Raw genomic sequence first — 22,118 nt, 5'->3', positions numbered from 1 at the left:
GTGCTGTCGGCCATGTCGGCGCTGGCGCCGGCGCCGCGCAGGGCGGCCGCGGCCAGGCCATGAAGGGACTGCAGATCCAGGGTTGCCATGTCAGACTCGATTGAAAGCGGCGCCGGCTCAGCGGCCCCGCAGGGTTTGCGCGACGCGTTGCGCCACCATGCTGGATACCCGGGTGTTGGCTTCCTGGGTCAGGCCGGCGATGTGGGGCGTCAGCACCAGGTTGGGGGCGTCCGCCAGCGGGCTGCCCGCCGGCAGCGGTTCGTCCTGGAATACGTCAATGGCGGCGCCGCGCAACTGGCCGCCGCGCAGCGCCCGGGCCAGGGCGGCTTCGTCGACGATGCCGCCGCGTGCCGTGTTGATCAGCACCGCCCCCGCCTTCATGGCGGCCAGCCGTTCGGCATTCATCAGCTGGCGCGTCGCGTCGGTAAGCGGAATGTGCAGCGTCACTACGTCGGCGCATTCCAGCAGCGCGTCCAGCGGCAGCGGCGCCACACCGGTATCGCGCCAGGCCGGGTCGTCATCGCGCAGCATCGGATCGTGCGCCGCTACGCGCATGCCCAGGCCCTGGGCGAGCTGCGCCGTCAGGCGGCCTATACCGCCAAAGCCGATGATGCCCAGGGTGCGCGCCTGGGCTTCCAGCCCGTTGGACAATTCCGTGCGCGGCCAGCCGCCGGCGGCAACCTGTGCGCTGCTGGCATAGGCGCCGCGCAGCAGCAGCAGCGCGGTGCCGATTACATATTCGGCCACGGCGCGCGCGTTGGCGCCGGTGGCCGGCAGCACGGCAATGTTGCGCGCCTGGCAGGCCGGCACGTCGATGTTGTCCAGCCCTACGCCCAGGCGGCCCACGGCCTTCAGGCCGGGGCCTGCTGCCAGCAGCCCGGCATCCACCCGGGTGCGGTTGCGCACGATCAGCGCGTCTGCCCGGCCTAGGGCATGCGCCAGGGCATCGCGCCGGTCTACAAGGTCGGGTTCGTAGCGCACGTCGAAATCGGCGCGCAACGCGGCAACTGCCGCTTCATCCATGAACTCGGAAATAACGATGTGCATCGGGTTTCTTCACTAGGGGGTTGAAAGGGGCCGGCCCGCGCCGGCCCTCATAGCGTAACGGTCAACCGACCTGGATCCTGGCCTCGCGAATGATCGCGCCCCAGCGGTCCACTTCGCTGTCCAGGTATTGCTTGAACGCCACCGGCCCGCGCGGACGCGGCACGAAGCCCAGCCGCTGCAGCGCCTGCTGCATGGCCGGCTGCGACACCTGTTTCTCGATGGCGCCGCCGATGCGCAAGACCAGATCTTGCGGCATGCCGGCTGGTGCCAGCACGCCGGTGAAGTTTTCCACCACCAGGTCCGGCAGGCCGGCTTCGGCCACCGTGGGTACGTCGGGCAGGTCCGGGCTGCGCTCCGCGGTGCTGACCGCCAGGGCGCGCAAGGCGCCGCTTTTCACGTGCGGCAGCGATTCGGGGTAGTTGGAGAAAATCACATCCAGCTGTCCGCCCAGCAGGTCGGTCAGCGACGGCGCGCCGCCCTTATAGGGCACGTGCAGCAGGTTGGTGCCGGTCAGCTTCTGGTACAGCGCCAGGGTCAGGTGCGGCGGCGTGCCATTGCCGCTGGATCCCGCCGACAGGGATCCGGCCTTGGCGGCGCGGGTAAGATCGTCCAGGCTGCGGATGGGGCTCTTGGCATTGACGACCACCATCATGGCCGATGACGCCAGGCCGGCCAGCGGCACCAGGTCTTTTTTCAGGTCGTAGCCCGCCTTGCCGGCGAACAGTGTGGCGTTGGCTGCGTGCGTCATGGTAATGGCCAGCCAGCTGTAGCCGTCGGGGTCCGCGCGGGCCACCAGGGTGGCACCGATATTGGCGCTGCCCCCTGGCTTGTTCTCGACCACCACGTTCCAGCCCTCGCCGGTGGACAGCGCCTGGCTGACCTGGCGCGCTGCCACGTCGGTCAGCCCGCCGGGCGAAAAGGGCACGATGTAGCTGATGGGCCGTTGCGGCCAGCCCTGAGCGGCCGCCAGGCCGCGCGACCAGGGCATTGCCGCGGCCAGGGCGCCAGCGCCGAGCAGGCCCAGCGCCTTGCGCCGCTGGGTATCGGGACAGGCGTGACGGTCATTGCGCATTGCATGTTCTCCTTGGTTCTCGGGTTGCCGCCGACTGCGCGGCCGGTCAGTGCTGCATTCCCCATTTGCGGATGGTGTGCATTTCCACCGTCCGGAAAATCACGTTCTCCACCAGCAGGCCGATCAAGATCACGGTGAACAGGCCGGCAAAAACGTTGGGAATCTCCAGCAGATTCTTGTTCTCGTAGATGAACCAGCCCAGGCCGCCCGACCCCGAGCTGACGCCGAACACCAGCTCGGCGGCGATCAGGGTGCGCCAGGCGAAGGCCCAGCCTATCTTCAGGCCGGTGAGAATGCTGGGGAACGCCGCCGGGATCAGGATGCGGCGCACGTAGCCGAAGCCGGACAATCCATAGTTGCGGCCCACCATGCGCAGCGTCATCGATACCGACAGGAAGCCGGAATGCGTATTCAACGCCACTGCCCACAGCACCGAGTGGATCAGCACGAACACCAGGCTGCCTTCGCCCAGCCCGAACCAGATCAGCGCCAGCGGCAGCAGGGCGATGGCGGGCAGGGGGTTGAACATCGAGGTCAGGGTTTCCAGCAAGTCGGTGCCCAGCCGCGTGGTGATGGCCAGCACGGTCAGCAGCGCGGCAAGGGCGATACCGGCCGCATAGCCCACCAGCAATACGCGGATCGATGTCCAGGCCTTCAGCAGCAAGTCGCCGTGCACCAGCCCGTTGTAGAGCGCACCGGCGGTGGCGCCGAAAGTGGGGAACAGCAGGGGGTTGTTGACGCTGCGCGCATATATTTCCCAGATCAGGGCCAGCACGGCCAGCAGCAGCAGCTTGCGCAGCGCGCCGATGTTGTACAGTTTTTCCCATAGCGACAAGGGCTTTTGCACTACGCCGAACGCCTCGTCGGCCACCGGGTCCAGGTAGCGTTCAGGGCGCATGGCGGCGGACTCGGCATTCAGTTCAGCCATGGTGCTGCTCCTGTTCTTCGACGCGGTCCGAGAACAACATCGCGTTGATCTTTTCTTCCAGTTCCTGGTGCAGGTTGGCATCGCGCTCGTCGCGCGCCACGCTGTTGATCTCTGCCTTCACCTGCCCAGGGTGCGGCGACAGCAGCAGAATGCGGTTGCCGATCTTGATGGCTTCGGGAATCGAATGCGTGACGAACAGCACCGTGAATCGCGTGTCGTCCCAAAGCTGCAGCAGTTCATCCTGCATCTTGCGGCGCGTCAGCGCGTCCAGCGCGGCGAACGGCTCGTCCATCAGCAGGATGTCCGGCTCCATGGCCATGCCGCGCGCAATGGCCACGCGCTGCTTCATGCCGCCCGACAGCATGTGGGGGTAGCTGTCGGCGAACTTGGCCAGATTCACTTTCTGGATGTAGTGCATCGCCCGTTCGTCGGCCTCGCGCGCCTGCATGCGGCCGCTGGCCACCAGCGCGAAGGCGACGTTCTGGCGCACCGTCTTCCAGGGCAGCAGTTGATCGAATTCCTGGAACACCATCATGCGGTCGGGCCCCGGCCGCGTCACGATTTCGGATTTCAGGCGTATTTCGCCTTCCACGGGCGGCAGGTAGCCGCCCACCGCCTTCAGCAGCGTGGATTTCCCACAGCCCGAAGGGCCCAGCAAAATGAAGCGGTCGCCTTGCCGCACCTGGAAATCCACGCGGTACGTGGCGGTGATCAGGTATTCCGGCGTCTTGTACTGCAGGGTCACGCCGCGTACATCCAGCAGCGGCGCGCCGACTGTTGCATCCGTCATGCATGGCCTCCCTGTAAGAGGCCCCGGCCGCGGCCGGGGCGTGGCGTTGCGGCGTGTTCAACTGCCCTGCAACTGCTGGGCATTGGGAAAGAACAGGTCTTTCCACGAGTCGGGCATGGTCTTGATGGAACCCACCTTGTGCATGAAATCCACGTATTTCATGATGTTGTTGGGGGTCAGGGTGTAGGAAATATCGGGGTTGTTCAGGATCTCGACCACGTCTTCCAGCTTGGACCGCTTGTCGTTCGCCAGCCGCAGGTAGGCCTGCGCGGCCCAGGTCTTGTCTTTGTTGATCTTGTCGGTGGCTTCCTGCAGCGCGGCGACAAACGCGGCGTACACCTTGGGGTTCTCTTTGTAGAATTTCTCGGTGGTCCATACCAGGTTGAAGGTGGCCGGCCCGCCCAGCACATCGTACGAACTCAGGATGCGATGGATGCCCGGCTGCTTCAGTTCAAAGTCCTGGAACGGCGGCGAGGTGAAATGCGCGGTGATCTCGCTGGACCCGGACAACAGCGCCGTCATGCCGTCGGGATGCGACAGCGATACCGTCAGCTTGTCCAGCCGGTTCTGCTGGCCTTCGCCAAACGCCTGCTCCGCTGCCATCTGCAGGGTCACGGCCTGGATGGACACGCGCACCGCGGGCAGGGCGATGCGGTCCTTGTCGGTAAGGTCCTTGATGGACTTGACCTGCGGGTTGCGCGAATTCAGGTACAGCGGCATGGCGTTGATGGCCGATACCGCCTTCACGTTCAGGTTGCCGCGCGTGCGCGCCCACATGGTAACCAGCGGGCCGACGCCACCCGACGCGAAATGCAGGCTGCCCGACAGCACGGCCTCGTTCATGACGTTGCCGCCGGCAAAGCGCGACCACTTCACTTCCAGGTCGTCGATGCCGGCCTGCTTGGCATGTTTCTCGATCAGCTTCTCATCCTGCATGACCATCAGCGACAAATAGCTGATGCCGGGCTGCACCGCGACCGTCAGTTCCGATACTTCGGCCCGTGCGGCGTGGCCCAGCAGCATGCCGGCCGACAGACAGGCGGCCGATGCCATACGCGTGAATTGCTTCATGTCTTCCTCCTCGGGGATGGCGCCTGGGTAGGCGTGTGGCGGCAAGCCGGGGCCGGCGTCTGTGCGCCGGTACCCCTGCGTACCGCGTTGGCGTCAGGGCCCGGCGGTAAGCCGGGCCGGATGGCGATGGCTGGAGATCATCGTTGGTCTCGTCGTTGCGGTCAGGCGCTTTCGTAAAGGCGCGTCAGCACGAATTCGCGGTGGCCCAGCGCCTCGGCGGCGGTCCAGCGGCCGTTGGCCGTGGCCAGCATGCATTCCAGCAGCTTGTCGCCGGCCTGGTCCAGGTCGATCTCGCGCTGCAGCAGGCCCGAGGTGTCCACGTCGACGTGCTCGGCCATGGTGCGAACCGTGCGCGGGTTGGCGCAGATCTTGATGACGGGCAGGATGGGGTTGCCGATGACGTTGCCCTGCCCGGTGGGGAAGAAATGCACCGCATAGCCCGAGGCCGCGCACAGGGTCACCATCTCGGCCGCCGCCGACGACGAATCCATGAACCACAGGCCCTTGCCGGTGGGAATCTCGGCCTTGTCCAGCACCCCGTCGACGCGGCATTTCTTGCCGATCTTCTGGATGTTGCCCATGGCCTTTTCCTCGATGGTGGTCAGGCCGCCGGCGATATTGCCTTTGGTGGGCTGCGATTCGGACAGGTCGCTGGTTTTCCAGCGGTCGATCATGTCCTGGTAGCGGTTGAACATGAACATGAAGCGTTCGCGCACCGCGTCGTTGGCGCAGCGTTCGGCCACGATGTGTTCGCCGCCGGTCAGTTCGGACGTTTCGCCGAACACCAGGGTGCTGCCCAGGCCGTACAACTTGTCGAAAGCATTGCCCACGGTGGGGTTGGCGCCACAGCCCGAGGTGGTGTCCGATTCGCCGCACTTGGTGGACACCCACAGGTCGGCGATGGGGCATTCGGTGCGCTGCAGCGCGGTGGCGTAGTGCACGAAATCCTTGGCCTGGCGCGAGGCCCGCATGATGGTGTCGTGGTCGCCGTGCAGTTCGATGCTGAAGCCGGCCACCGGCTTGCCGGTGGCGGCAATGCCGTCCACGACGCGTTTCGTCCAGCCTTCTTCGATGCCGATGACGATGACGGCGGCCACGTTGGGGTTGCAGCCCGTGCCGATCAGGGTGCGGAAGTGCAGTTCCAGGTCTTCGCCGAACTGCAGGCGCCCGTAGGGATGGGGCAGGGCCATGGTGCCCTTGATGTTGTTGGCGACGGCTTCGGCGGCGGCATTCGAGATGTCGTCCACCGGCAGGACGATGACGTGGTTGCGCACGCCGACACGCCCGTTGTCGCGGCGGTAGCCCTGGAAGGTGGTCGATGCATTGACGATGGCCATGGCGTTTCCTATGTCTGTATTCGGTGAGGATGACCGCGGCCGCTTACCAGCGCTTGGTCTTGATGTTGTGGACGTGGGCGTGCTGGCCCGCCTTGATGGGCTCGACCACCTTGCCGATATCGGTGCCGTACTTGAATACGGTGTCGCCGGCCGCCATGTCTTTCAGCGCCACCTTGTGGCCGATGGGAATGTCCTGCAGCGCCTTCAGGTGGACGATCTTGTCTTCGTCCATGATCCAGGCGTTCATTTCGGTGCCCGCGGTCAGGCCTTCCACGACGGCGACCGCCACCGTGTCTTTCGCATCGTGCAATACGGCGTGAATCATTGTCTTCCTCTCTGGTGTGATGGCCGGACCGGGCTGCGCGGCCGGGCCGGTTCAACGCATCTTAGGTGCGCTTGTCATTCAAGTCAACTAAATCATATATATGAGTTGTATGATTTGGATTGCGAAAATGCGCGACGCTACAATTTGCGCTCTTTCAACGCCGGCCTCACCATGAAAAACATCCCGACTCCCGCTGTGCCTTTAGGCAGTCCGCTGTACGCCCAGGTGAAGCAGGCGGTGCTTGCGGCGCTGGCCAGCGGGGAATGGAAGCAGGGCGACGCGGTGCCGCCCGAGAAAACACTGGCCGAGCGATTCGGCGTTTCCATCGGCACGCTGCGCAAGGCCATCGACGAATTGGCGGCCGAGAACATCCTGGTGCGCCATCAGGGGCGCGGCACCTATGTGGCGGTGCATACGCGCAATCATCATTTCTTCAAGTTTTTCCGCATTCTGCGGCAGGACGGGCACAAGTCGTACCCGGCGACGCAGTTGCTGCGATTCCGCCGCACACGCGCCACGGCGGTGGTGCGCGAGCACCTGGGCCTGCCCAGCGGGGCATATGTGTTCGAATTCTCGAATCTGCTGTCGCTGAATGACGACGTGGTGCTGGTGGACGACATCTGCCTGCCCGAGTCGCGCTTTCCCGGCATGGCGGAACACCACCTGCGCGAACGGCCCAGCACTCTGTACGCGCTGTACCAGGACGTATTCGGGGTAAACGTCATCGCTACCGACGAGCGGCTGCGCGTCTGCATGGCCGATGCCACCCATGCCGGCTGGCTGGGCGTGGACGTAGCCACGCCCTTGCTCGAGATCCGGCGGGTGGCGTATTCGTACAACCGGCAGCCGGTGGAATGGCGGGTATCGCGGGTGAACACCGCGGCCTATGAGTACATGGGGCTGGAGCCGGGCGCGGCGCTGGCCGGGTCGTCCTGATCCCCCGGCCCGCGGTGTCTGACACTCAAGGTGTCAGACACCTGTTAACGTAACGCCCCATGCTTCTTCGACTTTGAGTCCGACATGAGCCTGCACACCTGGCTGCTTTACCTGATCGCCGTCGCCGGGCTTTCCGTCACGCCCGGCCCGAACACCTTGCTGGCCCTGACGCACGGCGCCTTGCACGGGCATCGTCGGGCGCTGTGCACCATCGCCGGCGGCACGCTGGGCTTCACACTGGTTATCGGCCTGTCCATGTTGGGCATCAGTGCCGTGCTGATGGCCTGGTCGCCCGCGCTGGTGCTGTTGAAGTGGCTGGGCGGCGCCTACCTGGTGTACCTGGGCATCCAGTTGTGGCGTTCGCCGCCCGTGCAGTTGCAGGCCGTGCCGGGTGCGCCCACGGTGCGTCCGGCACGGTTGTTCGGGCAGGGGCTGCTGTCGGCCGTGTCCAATCCCAAGGCACTACTGTTTTTTGGTGCGTTCCTGCCGCAGTTCATCGACCCGGCGCGCAGCCTGCCGACGCAATTCGCCATCATGGCGGCCACCTTCGCGGCTACCGAGTTCCTGGTCGAATACGGCCTGGCGCGCGCGGCGCACCGCGTCAAGCCCTGGCTGGAACGGGCCGGCAAGCGCTTCAACAAGCTGTGCGGCGGGCTGTTCGCCGCCATGGGCATCGCCCTGCCCACCACCTGAGCACACGTCCCGTGTGCCGGGCCGTGTAAACGCCCTGCGGGCCGGCGTCCAATTCGCCGCCCCGCCCCGGCAGTGCTAGAATTCGAGCTTCATATCGGCGCCGATTTGCCTGATCCGCTTGCGGGCGCCTCTATAAATCCAGCTAAAGAGGTCCGTATGACCACTCCCGCCTTGCATCCGGCCGGGGGGCTTGCCCCCGGCGCCGTTACCGCCCCAGCCGAACCCGGTTCGGCCGGCATCGTCACCCCCCAGCTCATCCGCTTCGATGAACCGCTGCCATTGGCCAGCGGGCAATTGCTGCAGTCGTACGAACTGGCGGTCGAAACCTATGGCACCCTGAACGCCGAGCGCAGCAACGCGGTATTGGTGTGCCATGCCCTGAACGCATCGCATCACGTGGCCGGCGTGGCCGCCGACGACCCCAAAGACATAGGCTGGTGGGACAACATGGTGGGCCCTGGCAAGCCCCTGGACACCAACCGCTTTTTCGTCATCGGCGTCAATAACCTGGGGTCGTGCTTCGGTTCCACCGGCCCCGCGTCCATCAACCCGGCCACCGGGCACCCGTGGGGCGCGGCGTTTCCGGTGCTGACAGTCGAAGACTGGGTGCATGCCCAGGCCCGCCTGGCCGACCGCTTCGGCATCCGGCGTTTCGCCGCGGTCATGGGCGGGTCGCTGGGCGGCATGCAGGCGCTGAGCTGGGCCATTACCTGCCCCGATCGCGTGGCGCACTGCGTGGTGGTGGCCAGCACGCCCCGGCTGTCGGCGCAGAACATCGGGTTCAACGAAGTGGCGCGGCGCGCCATTATTACCGACCCGGATTTCCACGGCGGCGACTACTACGCGCAGAACACCGTGCCCCGCCGCGGGCTGTCGGTGGCGCGCATGCTGGGCCACATCACGTATCTGTCCGATGACGACATGGCCGAGAAGTTCGGCCGCACCCAGCGCGAGCCGGCCGAAGGCGGCGCCTACCGCTACGGCTACGACGTGGAATTCGAGGTGGAATCGTACCTGCGCTACCAGGGCGAGAAATTCACCCGCTATTTCGATGCCAACACCTATCTGCTGATTACCCGCGCCCTGGATTATTTCGATCCCGCGCGCGCCACGGGCGGCGACCTGGCGCGCGCCCTGGCGCCGGCCCAGGCCGACTTCCTGCTGGTGTCCTTTTCCACCGATTGGCGCTTCCCGCCGGAACGCTCGCGCGAGATCGTGCGGGCGTTGCTGAAGAACGGCAGCCCGGTCACGTACGCCGAGATCGACGCGCCGCACGGCCACGACGCCTTCCTGCTGGACGACGCGCGCTATCACTCGGTGGTGCGCGGCTACTACGAGCGCATCGCGCGCGAACTGGGCCTGGGCGGCGCCGCGGCGGACACCCCGGCCCACGTAGAAGGATGCGCCGCATGAGCCCCGTATCCGCCCGCCCCGGCAGCACCGCCGGCATGCGCCCCGACCTGGTGCGCATCGCCAGCTGGATCGACCCCGGCAGCCGCGTCCTGGACCTGGGCTGCGGCGATGGCGCGCTGCTGGCGTATTTGCGCGACCAGCGCCAGGTGCGCGGCGCCGGCGTCGAGATCGACGACAGCCACGTCATCGCCTGCGTGCGGCGCGGCGTGGAAGTCATCCAGCAAAACCTGGAAGACGGCCTGGCGCTGTTCGACGACAAGCAGTTCGACACGGTGGTGCTGTCGCAGACACTGCAGTCCATGCACCGCACCGAGCACATCCTGCGCGAGATGGCGCGGGTGGCCCGCTACGGCGTGGTGTCGTTTCCCAATTTCGGCTACTGGCCGCACGGCTGGTCCATCCTGCGCGGCCGCATGCCGGTAACGGGCCAGATGCCTTACCAGTGGTACAACACGCCCAACATCCACCTGTGCACCCTGCGCGATTTCGAGCGCCTGGCCGCCGACCTGGGCCTGCGCATCCTGGAACGCGCCACCTTCCACGAAGACCGCGAGGTCAAGGTGCTGCCGGGCTGGCGCAGCACGCTGGCGGTGTACCGCTACGCGTCGGCCTGACAGCGCCAGGCGCCGCGGCCGGGTCTGCCCGGCGGCCAACGGTTAATATGCCGTGTGTCCGGCGCCCCATGCGCCGCCGCTGCCAGGAGACGCTTTATTACCGCCGCATCCCACGTGTATTTCAGCCGCCGGGTCGCCCCGCTGTTGGTGCTGGGTTTTGCCAGCGGGCTGCCGCTGGCGCTTACCAGCGGCACGCTGCAGGCCTGGGCCACCATCGACGGCGTGTCGCTCGAGCAGATCGGGTTCCTGACCCTGGTGGGCTCGGCATATACACTGAAATTCCTGTGGGCTCCCCTGGTCGACCGCTATGCGCCGCCGCTGCTGGGACGCCGGCGCGGCTGGATGCTGGTGACGCAGTTGCTGCTGGCGTTTTCCATCATGGCCATGGGCCTGCTGTCGCCGTCGTCGGCCCTGTTGCCGCTGGCCCTGCTGGCCGTGGCCGTGGCCTTTTTCTCGGCCACGCAGGACATCGCCTTCGACGCCTATTGCACCGACGTATTGCGCCGCGATGAGCGCGGCGCGGGCGCGGCGATCAAGGTGCTGGGGTATCGCCTGGCCATGATCGTGTCGGGCGGGCTGGCATTGATACTGGCTGACCAATGGCTGGGCTGGGGGCCCATGTACGTGGCAATGGGCGCGCTGATGCTGGCATGCGCGCTGGGCACGTTGTGGGCGCCCGAACCCGAGCAGCCGGCCACCGCGCCGCGCAGCCTGGGGCTGGCCGTGGTAGAGCCGTTCCGCGAATTTTTCAGCCGGCGCGGCGCCTATACGGTGCTGGCCCTGATCGTGCTGTACAAGCTGGGCGATGCTTTCGCGGGGGCGCTGTCCACTACCTTCCTGATCCGGGGCGCCGGCTTCGATGCCACCGAGGTCGGCACCGTGAACAAGGTGCTGGGCCTGGCTGCCACCATCGTGGGGGCGCTGGCGGGCGGGTCGCTGATGGCCCGCTGGGGCCTGTATCGTTCGCTGATGGCTTTCGGCCTGCTGCAAGCCGTGTCCAACCTGGGTTACTGGGTGATCGCGGTCAGCCCGAAAAGCATCTGGCTGATGGGCACGGCAGTGGGCATCGAGAACCTGTGCGGCGGGCTGGGTACCGCGTCGTTCGTGGCGCTGCTGATGGCGTTGTGCCAGCAACGCTTTTCGGCCACCCAGTTCGCCCTGCTGTCGGCATTGTCGGCGGTGGGCCGCATTTACCTGGCCGGCCCGCTGACACCGCCCCTGGTGCACTGGCTGGACTGGTCTGGGTTCTTCCTGCTGACGGTGGCGATCGCGCTGCCCGGGCTGTTGCTGCTGTGGAACCAGCGCCGCACCATCGACGCGCTGGATCCCTCGAACTAGGGTTTCGCGAGACCGCCATGCATGTTGAAACCTCTACGCTGCTGCTGCATACGCTGTATCTGGTCGCCATCGTGGCCGAGGCCATGACGGCCGCGCTGGCGGCGGGCCGCCGCGACATGGACTGGATGGGGGTGTGCATCATCGCCTGCGTCACGGCGCTGGGGGGCGGGTCGCTGCGCGACGTGTTGCTGGGCCATTACCCGCTGACCTGGGTGGCGCATCCGGAATATCTGGGCATGACGGCCGGCGCGGCGCTGCTGACGGCGCTGACCGCGCGCCTGATGCGGCGCCTGCGCAGCCTGTTCCTGCTGCTGGATGCGCTGGGGCTGGTGGCCTTCACCATCATTGGCTGCAAGGTGGCGCAGCAGATGCAATTGCCGGTGAGCATCGTGCTGATCAGCGGCATGATCACCGGCTGCGCGGGCGGGGTGCTGCGCGACGTGCTGTGCAACGACGTGCCGTTGCTGTTTCGCAAAGAGCTCTATGCCAGCGTGTCGCTGGTGACGGGCGGCTTGTACATGGGGCTGTTGTCGGCGGGCCTGTCGGCCAACGCGTCGGTGCCCGTGGCCCTGGTGGTGGGCCTGGCCTTCCGCCTGCTGGCGCTGCGCTTCAACTGGCAAATGCCGCGCTTCGTGTACCGCGACGACTGGCACTGAGCGGGCCATGGCGTGATGCAGGCGCCTGACTCCCGCAGGGTGTCAGGCACCCGCTGCCTTGGCCGCCGCGGCGAGTTTACGCCGGCACCGCCAGGTGTCCGGCTCCCGTCAGGGTGCCGGACACCGTCTTGCTGAGGCAGTCGCGGCACACAACGGTGTCAGGCACCCTGACGGGAGCCAGACACCCGGCAAGGCGCGCCGCAACTGGCCGGGGAAAGAAACGGGTGCGCCCAGACCGGGGGCGCGCGGAGCCGGCTTCGCCGGTCCGCAGCGTCGCCCCCCTGGGGGGGATGAGCCCGGGCAGGGAACAGTCCTTGAGGACTGTTCCCTGCCTGGCGAATCCGAGCGGCCTGCCAGCCGCGAGGTGGAAAGCGCGCAGCGCCTTCGGGGGGGGGTTAATACAGCCCTTGCTGCCGCATCGCGTCGGCTACTTTCACGAAGCCGGCGATGTTGGCGCCGTCCAGATAATTGATGGCGGTGCCGCGGCCCTGGCCGTGGCGCACGCAGTTCTCGTGGATGTCGCGCATGATGGCGTGCAGGCGCTGGTCGACTTCGTCGCGCGACCAGGCCAGCCGGATGGCGTTCTGGCTCATTTCCAGGCCCGAAACCGCCACGCCGCCCGCATTGCTGGCCTTGCCCGGCGCATACAGCACGCCGGCCTCGATGAAGGCCTTGGCCGCGTCCAGGGTGGCGGGCATGTTGGCGCCTTCAGCCACGCATTTCACGCCGTTGGCGATCAGCGTGCGGGCATCGTCCAGGTCCAGTTCGTTCTGGGTGGCGCACGGCAGGGCCACGTCCACCGGCACGTGCCAGGGGCGCTTGCCGGTGGCGTAGGTCAGCTTGAACTGGCCGGCGTACTCGGCCAGGCGGCCGCGCAAGTCGTTCTTCAGGTGCATCAGCGCGCCCAGCTTTTCGTGGGTGAAGCCGGCTTCGTCGATGACGGTGCCGTCCGAATCCGACACGGTCACCACGCGCGCGCCCAGGGCCATGGCTTTCTCGATGGCGTATTGCGCCACGTTGCCCGACCCCGAAACCGCCACGCGCAGGCCGTCGAACGACAAGCCCTCGCGCTTGAGCATTTCCTCGGCGAAGTACACCGTGCCGTAGCCCGTGGCTTCCGGACGGATCAGGCTGCCGCCGAAGGCCAGGCCCTTGCCGGTGAACACGCTGGCGGCCGAATTGGACAGCTTTTTCATCATGCCGGCCATGAAGCCGACTTCACGGGCGCCCACGCCCATGTCTCCGGCGGGCACGTCGGTGTCGGGGCCCAGGTGCCGGTGCAGTTCGATCATCAAGGCCTGGCAGAAACGCATGACCTCGGCGTCGGACTTGCCCTTGGGGTCGAAGTCGGAACCGCCCTTGCCGCCGCCCATGGGCAGCGTGGTCAGCGCGTTTTTCAGGGTTTGCTCGAACGCCAGGAACTTCAGCACCGACAGGTTCACCGACGGGTGGAAGCGCATGCCGCCCTTGAACGGGCCGATGGCCGAACTGTGCTGCACGCGGAAGGCGCGGTTGACACGGGGCTGGCCTTGGTCGTCTGTCCAGCAGACGCGGAACTGGATGACGCGTTCGGGTTCCACCAGCCGTTCCAGCACGGCCATGTCGGCGTAGTGGGGGTGCTGCTGAAGAAAAGGCCACAGGCTGCCCATGACTTCGTGGACGGCCTGCATGAATTCGGGTTGCTGCGGGTCGCGCACGGCGACCTGGCGCAGAAAGTCGTCAAGACTCTGCAATTTCACACGGTTCTCCTGGGAGCGCCGCAAATCGGTGCATGTCATGCCCGAATTCGGTGCGTAATGGGGCGAATCTGGTGCGGAATCGCACTGATTCGGTGCGAAATTGTAAAGCCAATATTTGGCCCGCGCAAAATGGCACCGCCTGGAAACCCGCGTGGTTATTGGGTTTGGGGCATGCAAATATAAGGGACGTATAATCCGGATACCGCGCTTCGCCTGCCGGAAAGGCGGGCAAAGCAAGGGCAAACAGTCCAATTTCCAAGGAAAAACAATATGCCCCTGTTTTTTGCCCCAGCCGTGTCGACGACGTAACCGTGCCTGGACACCGGCGGATTTATTTGTTCCGGGTCAAAATCCCGGCCCGGCAGGGCCGGAGCTCGGATAAAGCGTCCCCGTTTTGGTGGGCAGGCTGGCCCGGCCTACAAGGTGATGTCGTAGTCGATAGTCAGCGGCGCGTGGTCGCTGAAGCGTTCGTCTTTGTAGATGGCGGCCCTGCGCGCGCGCGCGGCGATGCCGGGCGTGGCGATCTGGTAGTCGATGCGCCACCCCACGTTCTTGGCCCAGGCCTGGCCACGGTTGCTCCACCAGGTGTATTGGTCGGGCCGTTCATCCAGCGTGCGAAACACATCCACAAAGCCGCGGCGGTCGAATACGTCGGTCAGCCAGGCGCGCTCTTCGGGCAGGAAGCCGGAATTTTTCATATTGCCCTTCCAGTTCTTCAGGTCGATTTCCTTGTGTGCAATATTCCAGTCGCCGCAGATAATGAATTCACGGCCGGTTTTCCGGTGTTCCTGCATCATTTCGTCGATCCAGGGCCCGAAAACATCCAGGAAACGGTACTTGGCCTGCTGGCGCTCGTCGCCGCTGGATCCGGAAGGCAGGTAGGCGCTGATGACAGACAGGTTCTTCCAGTCGGCGCGGATGATGCGGCCTTCGGCATCGAACTCCTCGCAGTTCAGGCCGGTTTGCACGCGTTCGGCGGCATTGCGCAGGTACATGCCCACGCCGCTGTAGCCTTTCTTGTCGGCGTGGCAGAAGTGCCCGGTGTAGCCGGGCGGGTGGCGCAGGTCGTCGGTCAGGTCGGGGTCGGAAATCTTGATTTCCTGCAGGCACAGCACGTCGGCGCTGTGAGTCTGCATCCAGGGTTGCAGGCCTTTGCGAAAGGCCGAGCGGATACCGTTGAGGTTGATCGAAGTAATACGCAGCACGACGGGCTCTCCTGAATAGCGGCTGGCCGGCGTGCCGGCCCAAGCGCCGAATTTAACCGACTGGCGCGCGGCCGGCGGGGCGGAGCCCGGCGCGAAGGCGGCTAAAATGCCGGTCACTCTTGTTTTCCGGAATATTTCCGCATGGCCGCCCATTCCGCCACCGCCACCGATTTTGTCCGTTTTGCCCTTGACGAAGGCGTGCTGCGCTTCGGCAGCTTCAAGGTCAAGTCGGGCCGCATCAGCCCTTATTTCTTCAATGCGGGGCTGTTCAATAGCGGCGCCTCGGTCGGGCGGCTGGCGCAGTTCTATGCGCAGGCGCTGCTCGATTCCGGCGTGGCGTTCGACATGCTGTTCGGGCCGGCGTACAAGGGCATCCCCCTGGCCACGGCCACGTCGGTGGCGCTGGCCGGGCACCCGGGCATGAAAGGGCGCGACGTGCCGTTCGCCTTTAACCGCAAAGAAGCCAAAGACCATGGCGAAGGCGGCACCCTGGTGGGCGCGCCGCTGCAAGGCAAGGTGGTCATCATCGACGACGTCATCACGGCCGGCACGTCCGTGCGCGAATCGGTGGACATCATCCGCGCCGCCGGCGCCGAACCCGCCGCCGTACTGATCGCGCTGGACCGCCAGGAACGCGCGGGCGCGGACGACGCCCTGTCGCCCCATTCGGCCGTGCAGGACGTCGCCAGGACCTACGGCATTCCGGTGGTTAGCATTGCCTCGCTGGCCGATATCCTGACGCTGTTGCAGGACGACGCCCAGTTCGCCAGCAACCGCGACGCGGTGCTGGCCTACCGCGCCCGCTACGGCATTCTGTAAGACGCCGCGGCCGGGCGGCATGCCCGGTTTCGCATAGACACAGGCATGCCGTGGCGCGCTCAGCGGGCCGCGCGCGCCGTCAGCCACTGTTCGGGCGGCAGCGGCCTGGCCACGACGCGGATCTCGCTCAGCGCGCCCAGGAAGCCGCTGCCCGGCGGGCCGCCGTCCCAGAACCCGGCGCCCACGGCCCATGGCAGGCCCAGGGTGGCCAGGCCCACGGTGTCGATGGGGTTGCGCAGCACCGGCGCGCCTTCCACGTACATGGTGCTCGAGCGCGTGGCGGGGTCGTTCACCACCGCGATGTGCAGCCATGTGTCCACCATGATCTCGCCCGACCAGTTGGTGCGCGACGAGCGCGCGCCCGATTCGGTGGCCTCGGGAATCACTTCCCATTGCACTTCGCGCAGGTTCGATATGGCGAACTGCAGCGGCGGCGACTGCGGCAGGCCGCCGGCAAAGCCCGGCAGGTTGCCGCGCCGGCCGGCACGCGTCATGATGTTCATCCACGCGTTGGTGGCGGCCGTCCAGTTCTTGTCGATCTTGATGAAGGCCTCGACTGTATAGCCGTTGGCGAAGGTCTCGCCGTTGATGGCCGCCGCCGCATCGGTCATGAAATAGCTCAGGCGGTTGCCGCCGGCATTCAGGAAGCTGATGCTGCCCGGCGCGGCCGACAGGTGGTGGCGATCGTCGCTCCACAACAGGTCGTCCATTCGCGCGGGGTTGCCGGCCGGCTCGTCCAGCGGTGCGCGGGTCAGCCCGTTATTGTTGCCCGAGCGGTCGGCGATATTCATGCCTTCGGCTACGGCGGTGCCCGCCGTGCCGCCCGCGAAGCGCCAGTGCGCCACGGTTTCGGCCACGTGGGGGTAGTCTTCCTCGTCGGTGGCCGGCTCCTTGGAAGGCGGGACCTGGTCTTCGTAGCCGTCCAGCACCAGGGCCGTGGCCGCGGCCGCCAGCGATGTATTGCCGGCGGCGGCCGCCTTGAAATCGGGATTGAAATTGGCGAACCGCCGCGCGAAGTCGAACTCGATACTGAACTGGTTGTTCGCGTCGGTGAGCATTGCCTGGTCGAACTCGTTGATCGTGTCGCTGGGCTTTTCGGGCACCCAGGGCGAGAACGACAGGGCGTGGATGCGGTTGTTGGTCAGGTCGAATTCGTAGAAACGCAGCAGGCCGTTGCCGCCCTGGTAGGCCATCTGGTAGTCCACCACCATTTGCTCTACCGGGTTGCCGAAGTCGTTGGTCTTGGTCAGGTGCGCCGCGCCGTGGAAGTGCCCGTTGAGCGTCATGAAGATCTGGTCATGGCTGCGGATCAGCTTGTCCCACAGCATCAGGCCGTAGTTCACCTCCAGCGGGGTGGTACCGTCCTTGTCGATGGCCAGCAGTTCGTGGTTGACCAGGATGGCCGGCAGGGTGGGATGCTTGCGCAGCACCTGCGAGGCCCAGGCCAGGCCCGCATCGGACACGCGCCACGACAGCGACAGCACCAGGAACTGCTGCCCTTCGGCCTCGAAGATGTGGTACTCGTGGAACCCGCTGGTGTCGCGTCCGCCGAAAGTCGGCTGGCGGCCGGCGCGTTCGGCGCCGAACCACTGCAGGTAGGGTTCCTGGGTCAGGTCGCGGTCGGCATCGGTGCCTCCCGCCGGGTCGCTGTCGTAGCCCACGTCGCGCAGCACGTCGTGGTTGCCGGCCAGCACCGAATAGGGCACGCCGCCGGTTTCCAGTGCCTCCATGGCGGTATTGGCCACTTCCCATTGCTGCGGATGGCCCGCCTGGTCGACGATGTCGCCCACGTGGATCACGAACGGCACTTTCAGGGCGGCGGCGTTGCGGGCGATCCACTGCGTCTGCGCCAGGTAAGGCTCGCTGCCATACAGCTTGCGGAACTGGTTGCCAGTTTCCTCGGCGGCGTAGCGCGAATAGAACTGCGTGTCGGGCAAGACCACCAGGCCGAAGCTGGACACCTGGGCCGGGCCCGGATCGGGATCGGGGTTGGGGCCCGGTGTGCCGGGGTCGCCGCTGCCGTCATCATCGTCGTCGTTGCCGCTGCCGCACGCTGTCAACAGCGTGCTGGCACCCATGGCGGGCAGCAGCCAGCCCCCCAGGCCGGCCTGCACTAGCGCGCGCCGGCGCGCGTCGACTGACGGATTGTCCGGCTGGCCGGACGCGGGGTCTTGCTTCGGGGTGTCGGAAGACAACGTGCGCTCCTACTGTGTCCATGGCGAAGGCGACACAATAGGCATCGAATGCAACACGGCAATGAATGCCGCATGACGGACATATGACGGTCCGCGGGTGTCTGACTCCCCGCCAGGGGGGGCGGACACCGACGTGTGCGTAGGCTCGACCCGACGGGGTCAGGCACCCTGGCGGGAGCCAGACCCCTGGAAAGGTAGTGCCATGGGGCCGGACATGAGCGTCAGTTGACGTTCATGCCCTCGGCTTTCAGGATGGGCGTCCACTTGTCGATTTCGGACTTCACCCAGTTCTTCAGCGACTCGGGCGTCTGGCGGTCTTCCGGGACGATTTCCGCGCCCAGCTCCGCCATTTTCTGCGTGAAGGCCGGCGACTTCAGCGCGGCCTTGAGCGCCTTGTTGAAGATGGCGATGTCTTCCTTGGGGGTGCCGGCCGGGGCGTAGATGCCATGCCACACCTTCACCTCGAAATCCTTCAGCCCCTGTTCGGCCAGCGTGGGCGCGTCGGGCAGCTTGGCGATGCGCTGCTTGGTGGTCACGCCGTAGAACTTCACGGTGCCGGACTGGATATGCGGAATGGTCTGGGTTGTCTGGTCGCACAGCACGTCGACCTGGCCGCCCAGCAGCGCGGCCATGGCCGGGCCGGTGCCCTGGTACGGAATGGTGGTGAACTTCACGCCCAGCGCCTGTTGCAGCAGCGAGCCGCACAACTGCGACACGGCGCCCGGGCCGGCGTTGGCCAGGTTGATCTTGTCGGCGTTGGCCTTGGCGTATTCGATGAATTCCGCCATGTTGTTGGGCGGGAAATCTTTGCGCGCCAGCAGGGTCATGGGCACGTCCACCACTTCACCCACGTACTCGAAGCTCTTGAGCGGGTCGAATTTCAGGGCAGGGTACAAGGCCGTGGCCGTGGCCATGCCGTTGTGATGAATGAAATAGGTATAGCCGTCGGGCTGGGCGTTGGCCACATAGGTAGCCCCCACCGTGCCGCCCGCGCCGGTGCGGTTTTCCACCACGATGGGCTGGCCCAGTTCCTTGCTGAGCTCGGCGCCCAGCGTACGGCTGACGACGTCGGTGGGTCCGCCGGCGGAAAACGGCACCACCAGCGTGATGGGGCGGCTGGGGTAGTCGGCGGCGTGGGCGGCGCCCGCCAGGGAAAGCGCCAGCACGGACAGCACGGTATGGATGGGGCGTGGGAATTTCATGGCATCTCCTGAGCTTTTCTAGGTTCTACGCCCGCGCCCGCTGCCGCGTGAAGGCGGGCAGGCGCGCCTGGCGCAGAACCCGCTATTTTTGGCGAGCTCATCGGATACGGCAATTCTGCTTTGTGAAAGCGCGGCTTAGCGGCATCTGAACGCCGGGTAAACCCTAGGCTGGACTGAGATCGACGCGCGGCGCAGAAGGAAATGCACACGGCGCCCGTGCGGCGCCGTGTGGCAGGGGGGCACGCGATGTGCCCCTGGAAGAACGGCTACTGGTCCAGCTTCTGCTTCAGCAGTTCGTTCACCTGCTGCGGGTTGGCCTTGCCCTTGGCGGCCTTCATGATCTGGCCCACCAGCGAGTTGAAGGCCTTCTGCTTGCCGGCGCGGTACTCGGCCACGATGGCCGGATTGGCCGCCAGCACGTCGTCGATCATGGCGCCGATGGCGCCGGTGTCGCTGATCTGCTTCAGGCCGCGCGCCTCGATGATGGCGTCGGGCTGGCCGCCCTGTTCGCCGGCCCACATGGCCGAAAACACATCGCGGGCGATCTTGTTGGAGATCGTGCCGTCGATGATGCGCCCGATCAGGGCCGCCAGGGCCGGGGCCTGCACGGGAGCGTCGGCGATGTCTTTTTCTTCGCGGTTCAGCGTGGCCGAGACCTCGCCCATGATCCAGTTGGCGGCCAGCTTGGCCTGGCCTTCGGGCAGCGCGCGCGCCACGTTTTCGAAGTAGGCGGCCAGGTCGCGGCTGGCGGTGAGCTGGGCGGCGTCATAGCCCGACAGGCCATAGGCGCTTTCGAAGCGGGCGCGCAAGCCGGCGGGCAACTCGGGCATCTGCGCCCGCACTTCGTCCACCCATTCCGGCGCAATGACCAGCGGCGGCAGGTCGGGGTCGGGGAAGTAGCGGTAGTCGTGCGCGTCTTCCTTGCTGCGCATGCTGCGCGTTTCGTCGCGGTCGGCGTCGTACAGGCGGGTTTCCTGCACCACCGTGCCGCCGTCCTCGATCAATTCGATCTGGCGGCGCGCCTCGAACAGGATGGCGCGTTCCAGGAAGCGGAACGAGTTGACGTTCTTGATTTCGGTGCGGGTGCCGAATTCCTGCTGGCCCACGGGGCGCACCGACACGTTGGCGTCGCAGCGGAACGAGCCTTCCTGCATGTTGCCGTCGCAGATGCCCAGCCATACCACCAGGCTGTGCAGGGCGCGCGCATAGGCCACGGCCTCGGCGGCCGAACGCATTTCGGGTTCGGTGACGATTTCCAGCAGCGGCGTGCCGGCGCGGTTCAGGTCGATGCCGCTGGCCGGGTTGCCGTTGGCCAGGTTGAAGTCATCGTGCAGCGACTTGCCGGCGTCTTCTTCCAGGTGCGCGCGGGTCAGGTTGACGGTTTTTTCTTCTTCGCCCACGAAGAAGGAAATCGATCCGCCCACCACCACCGGCAGCTCGTACTGGCTGATCTGGTAGCCCTTGGGCAGGTCGGGGTAGAAGTAGTTCTTGCGCGCGAACACCGAGCGCGGCGCCACCTGGCCGCCCACCGCCAGGCCGAAGCGGATGGCGCGTTCGGCCGCGCCGCGGTTCATCACGGGCAGGCTGCCCGGCAGCGCCAGGTCGACCACATTGGCCTGCGTATTGGGAGCGGCGCCGAAGCGGGTGCTGCTGCCCGAAAAGATCTTGGCGTCGGTGGAAAGCTGGGTATGCGTTTCCAGGCCGATGACGATTTCCCAGTTCATTGCTCAGTGCCTTGCTGGCCGGGCACGCGCCGGTGCCAGTCGGTGACTTGTTGATAACGGTCGGCGATGGCCAGCAGGCGGCCTTCGTCGAAATAGTTGCCGATGATCTGCAGGCCGACGGGGCGGCTGCCGGATCCGCCCTGGCCAAAGCCGCAAGGCACCGACATGGCCGGCAGGCCGGCCAGGCTGACCCCCAGGGTAAAGATATCGGCCAGCCAGTCGGCGGTGGGGTCTTCGCGGTTGTCGCCCAGGTTCTTGGCCACGGTGGGCGTCACCGGCCCCATGATCACGTCGCACTGCCCGGCATAGGCGCGCTGGAAATCCTGCGCGATCAGGCGGCGGATGCGCTGGGCCTGCAGGTAGTAGGCGTCGTAGTAGCCGTGCGACAGCACATAGGTGCCCACCAGCACGCGACGCTTGACCTCGTCGCCGAAGCCCTCGGCGCGCGAGCGGGCGATCATCTGGTTCAGGTCGGCGTATTCCGCGGCGCGGTGGCCGTAGCGCACGCCGTCGTAGCGGGCCAGGTTGCTGGACGCCTCGGCCGGCGCAATGACGTAATAGGCCGGGATGGCCAGTTCGGTGCGCGGCAGCGACACCGCCACCCGCTGGGCGCCCAGGGCCTCGAACTGGACCAGGGCGGCCTCGACGGCGGCGGCCACGTCGGAAGCCAGGCCGGGGCCGAAATATTCCTGCGGCACGCCGATGCGCAGGCCTTGCAGCGGCTTGCTGCCGGCCGCGTCATAGGCCGCCTGGGCGGCGGCGTAGGCCGTCCGGATGCGGCCCGGCTCGTTCGGGGCGCCGTCGCAGGCTTCCAGGCTGGTGGCGTCGTGCGGGTCGAACCCGCTCATGGGGTCCAGGAGCTCGAGCAGGTCGCGGCTGCTGGGGGCCAGCGGGCCGGCCTGGTCCAGGCTGGAACCAAAAGCCACGATGCCGAAGCGCGACACCGTGCCATAGGTGGGCTTGATGCCGCTGACGCCGCACAGGGCGGCCGGCTGGCGCACCGAGCCGCCGGTG

The 22,118-nt window shown here is 66.4% G+C and carries 20 protein-coding genes and 1 riboswitch; of the genes, 7 read left to right on the top strand and 13 right to left on the bottom strand.

Annotated elements, in window-relative coordinates; genetic code table 11:
- Nucleotides 1-117: 117 nt before the first annotated feature.
- From LPZ50_RS07740 to LPZ50_RS07710, 7 genes are all read right to left on the bottom strand, one after another.
- Nucleotides 118-1,047 (bottom strand): hydroxyacid dehydrogenase, encoded by a 930-nt coding sequence (locus LPZ50_RS07740; RefSeq protein ID WP_230659482.1) that lies wholly within the window; start codon nt 1,045-1,047, stop codon nt 118-120.
- 61 nt (nt 1,048-1,108) lie between these two features.
- The gene (locus LPZ50_RS07735; RefSeq protein ID WP_230659480.1) at nt 1,109-2,119 is read right to left on the bottom strand and encodes a Bug family tripartite tricarboxylate transporter substrate binding protein; all 1,011 of its coding nucleotides are present in this window, start codon (nt 2,117-2,119) and stop codon (nt 1,109-1,111) included.
- Between the two features lie 46 nt (nt 2,120-2,165).
- Nucleotides 2,166-3,047, bottom strand: coding sequence for an ABC transporter permease (locus tag LPZ50_RS07730; protein WP_419195578.1), 882 nt, complete (start codon nt 3,045-3,047; stop codon nt 2,166-2,168).
- Nucleotides 3,040-3,837 (bottom strand): ABC transporter ATP-binding protein, encoded by a 798-nt coding sequence (locus LPZ50_RS07725; RefSeq protein WP_230659478.1) that lies wholly within the window; start codon nt 3,835-3,837, stop codon nt 3,040-3,042. Before LPZ50_RS07725 ends, LPZ50_RS07730 begins: the two co-directional genes overlap by 8 nt.
- Nucleotides 3,838-3,894: 57 nt before the next feature.
- Nucleotides 3,895-4,908, bottom strand: coding sequence for an ABC transporter substrate-binding protein (locus tag LPZ50_RS07720; RefSeq protein WP_230659476.1), 1,014 nt, complete (start codon nt 4,906-4,908; stop codon nt 3,895-3,897).
- A gap of 161 nt (nt 4,909-5,069) precedes the next feature.
- The gene (locus LPZ50_RS07715; RefSeq protein ID WP_230659474.1) at nt 5,070-6,245 is read right to left on the bottom strand and encodes a UxaA family hydrolase; all 1,176 of its coding nucleotides are present in this window, start codon (nt 6,243-6,245) and stop codon (nt 5,070-5,072) included.
- A gap of 43 nt (nt 6,246-6,288) precedes the next feature.
- Nucleotides 6,289-6,570: a UxaA family hydrolase gene (locus LPZ50_RS07710; RefSeq protein WP_230659472.1), complete on the bottom strand. Its 282-nt coding sequence runs from the start codon at nt 6,568-6,570 to the stop codon at nt 6,289-6,291.
- A 171-nt stretch (nt 6,571-6,741) separates the two neighbouring features.
- On the opposite strand from LPZ50_RS07710, the gene LPZ50_RS07705 reads away from it, so the two are divergent.
- From LPZ50_RS07705 to LPZ50_RS07680, 6 genes are all read left to right on the top strand, one after another.
- The gene (locus LPZ50_RS07705; protein WP_419195577.1) at nt 6,742-7,506 is read left to right on the top strand and encodes a GntR family transcriptional regulator; all 765 of its coding nucleotides are present in this window, start codon (nt 6,742-6,744) and stop codon (nt 7,504-7,506) included.
- A gap of 84 nt (nt 7,507-7,590) precedes the next feature.
- The gene (locus LPZ50_RS07700) at nt 7,591-8,199 is read left to right on the top strand and encodes a LysE family translocator (RefSeq protein WP_230659468.1); all 609 of its coding nucleotides are present in this window, start codon (nt 7,591-7,593) and stop codon (nt 8,197-8,199) included.
- Nucleotides 8,200-8,286: 87 nt separating this feature from the next.
- Nucleotides 8,287-8,366, top strand: a riboswitch (SAM riboswitch).
- Nucleotides 8,356-9,612 (top strand): homoserine O-succinyltransferase MetX, encoded by a 1,257-nt coding sequence (metX, locus tag LPZ50_RS07695; protein ID WP_230659466.1) that lies wholly within the window; start codon nt 8,356-8,358, stop codon nt 9,610-9,612. It overlaps the preceding riboswitch by 11 nt.
- Nucleotides 9,609-10,226 (top strand): methionine biosynthesis protein MetW, encoded by a 618-nt coding sequence (gene metW / locus LPZ50_RS07690; RefSeq protein ID WP_230659464.1) that lies wholly within the window; start codon nt 9,609-9,611, stop codon nt 10,224-10,226. Before metX ends, metW begins: the two co-directional genes overlap by 4 nt.
- Before the next feature lie 96 nt (nt 10,227-10,322).
- Nucleotides 10,323-11,564 carry a muropeptide transporter gene (locus LPZ50_RS07685; protein WP_329957651.1) on the top strand — a complete coding sequence of 414 codons (1,242 nt, stop codon included), beginning with the start codon at nt 10,323-10,325 and terminating at the stop codon, nt 11,562-11,564.
- Nucleotides 11,565-11,647: 83 nt separating this feature from the next.
- The gene (locus LPZ50_RS07680; RefSeq protein ID WP_230659486.1) at nt 11,648-12,220 is read left to right on the top strand and encodes a trimeric intracellular cation channel family protein; all 573 of its coding nucleotides are present in this window, start codon (nt 11,648-11,650) and stop codon (nt 12,218-12,220) included.
- A 395-nt stretch (nt 12,221-12,615) separates the two neighbouring features.
- On the opposite strand, the gene gdhA is transcribed toward LPZ50_RS07680, so the two are convergent.
- Together gdhA and LPZ50_RS07670 are read right to left on the bottom strand one after the other, a co-directional pair.
- Nucleotides 12,616-13,959 (bottom strand): NADP-specific glutamate dehydrogenase, encoded by a 1,344-nt coding sequence (gene gdhA, locus LPZ50_RS07675; protein WP_230659460.1) that lies wholly within the window; start codon nt 13,957-13,959, stop codon nt 12,616-12,618.
- 416 nt (nt 13,960-14,375) lie between these two features.
- Nucleotides 14,376-15,164 (bottom strand): exodeoxyribonuclease III, encoded by a 789-nt coding sequence (locus LPZ50_RS07670; RefSeq protein WP_230659458.1) that lies wholly within the window; start codon nt 15,162-15,164, stop codon nt 14,376-14,378.
- A 141-nt stretch (nt 15,165-15,305) separates the two neighbouring features.
- Between LPZ50_RS07670 and pyrE the strand changes: the two genes are divergently transcribed.
- Nucleotides 15,306-15,983 (top strand): orotate phosphoribosyltransferase, encoded by a 678-nt coding sequence (pyrE, locus tag LPZ50_RS07665; RefSeq protein ID WP_230659456.1) that lies wholly within the window; start codon nt 15,306-15,308, stop codon nt 15,981-15,983.
- Between the two features lie 59 nt (nt 15,984-16,042).
- On the opposite strand, the gene LPZ50_RS07660 is transcribed toward pyrE, so the two are convergent.
- From LPZ50_RS07660 to LPZ50_RS07645, 4 genes are all read right to left on the bottom strand, one after another.
- Nucleotides 16,043-18,178: a LamG-like jellyroll fold domain-containing protein gene (locus LPZ50_RS07660; protein WP_419195576.1), complete on the bottom strand. Its 2,136-nt coding sequence runs from the start codon at nt 18,176-18,178 to the stop codon at nt 16,043-16,045.
- A 221-nt stretch (nt 18,179-18,399) separates the two neighbouring features.
- Nucleotides 18,400-19,380 (bottom strand): tripartite tricarboxylate transporter substrate-binding protein, encoded by a 981-nt coding sequence (locus tag LPZ50_RS07655; RefSeq protein WP_230659454.1) that lies wholly within the window; start codon nt 19,378-19,380, stop codon nt 18,400-18,402.
- Nucleotides 19,381-19,646: 266 nt separating this feature from the next.
- Nucleotides 19,647-21,104: an Asp-tRNA(Asn)/Glu-tRNA(Gln) amidotransferase subunit GatB gene (gene gatB, locus LPZ50_RS07650; protein WP_230659451.1), complete on the bottom strand. Its 1,458-nt coding sequence runs from the start codon at nt 21,102-21,104 to the stop codon at nt 19,647-19,649.
- Nucleotides 21,101-22,118: amidase family protein (locus LPZ50_RS07645; RefSeq protein ID WP_230659449.1), on the bottom strand; the 1,018-nt coding region annotated here is incomplete at its 5' end. The genes gatB and LPZ50_RS07645, both read right to left, overlap by 4 nt.

The organism is Bordetella petrii (genome assembly GCF_020991325.1).
In the GTDB taxonomy this organism is placed as follows: Bacteria; Pseudomonadota; Gammaproteobacteria; order Burkholderiales; family Burkholderiaceae_B; genus Bordetella_A; species Bordetella_A petrii_E.
Note: the sequence above shows the minus strand (reverse complement) of the source record. Positions and strands in the feature narration are given on the sequence as shown.

Coding starts and splice junctions, on each gene's coding strand:
- LPZ50_RS07740 (WP_230659482.1), bottom strand. CDS start 1,047: ATGCACATCGTTATTTCCGAGTTCATGGATGAAGCGGCAGTTGCCGCG.
- LPZ50_RS07735 (WP_230659480.1), bottom strand. CDS start 2,119: ATGCGCAATGACCGTCACGCCTGTCCCGATACCCAGCGGCGCAAGGCG.
- LPZ50_RS07730 (WP_419195578.1), bottom strand. CDS start 3,047: ATGGCTGAACTGAATGCCGAGTCCGCCGCCATGCGCCCTGAACGCTAC.
- LPZ50_RS07725 (WP_230659478.1), bottom strand. CDS start 3,837: ATGACGGATGCAACAGTCGGCGCGCCGCTGCTGGATGTACGCGGCGTG.
- LPZ50_RS07720 (WP_230659476.1), bottom strand. CDS start 4,908: ATGAAGCAATTCACGCGTATGGCATCGGCCGCCTGTCTGTCGGCCGGC.
- LPZ50_RS07715 (WP_230659474.1), bottom strand. CDS start 6,245: ATGGCCATCGTCAATGCATCGACCACCTTCCAGGGCTACCGCCGCGAC.
- LPZ50_RS07710 (WP_230659472.1), bottom strand. CDS start 6,570: ATGATTCACGCCGTATTGCACGATGCGAAAGACACGGTGGCGGTCGCC.
- LPZ50_RS07705 (WP_419195577.1), top strand. CDS start 6,742: ATGAAAAACATCCCGACTCCCGCTGTGCCTTTAGGCAGTCCGCTGTAC.
- LPZ50_RS07700 (WP_230659468.1), top strand. CDS start 7,591: ATGAGCCTGCACACCTGGCTGCTTTACCTGATCGCCGTCGCCGGGCTT.
- metX (WP_230659466.1), top strand. CDS start 8,356: ATGACCACTCCCGCCTTGCATCCGGCCGGGGGGCTTGCCCCCGGCGCC.
- metW (WP_230659464.1), top strand. CDS start 9,609: ATGAGCCCCGTATCCGCCCGCCCCGGCAGCACCGCCGGCATGCGCCCC.
- LPZ50_RS07680 (WP_230659486.1), top strand. CDS start 11,648: ATGACGGCCGCGCTGGCGGCGGGCCGCCGCGACATGGACTGGATGGGG.
- pyrE (WP_230659456.1), top strand. CDS start 15,306: ATGGCCGCCCATTCCGCCACCGCCACCGATTTTGTCCGTTTTGCCCTT.
- LPZ50_RS07655 (WP_230659454.1), bottom strand. CDS start 19,380: ATGAAATTCCCACGCCCCATCCATACCGTGCTGTCCGTGCTGGCGCTT.
- gatB (WP_230659451.1), bottom strand. CDS start 21,104: ATGAACTGGGAAATCGTCATCGGCCTGGAAACGCATACCCAGCTTTCC.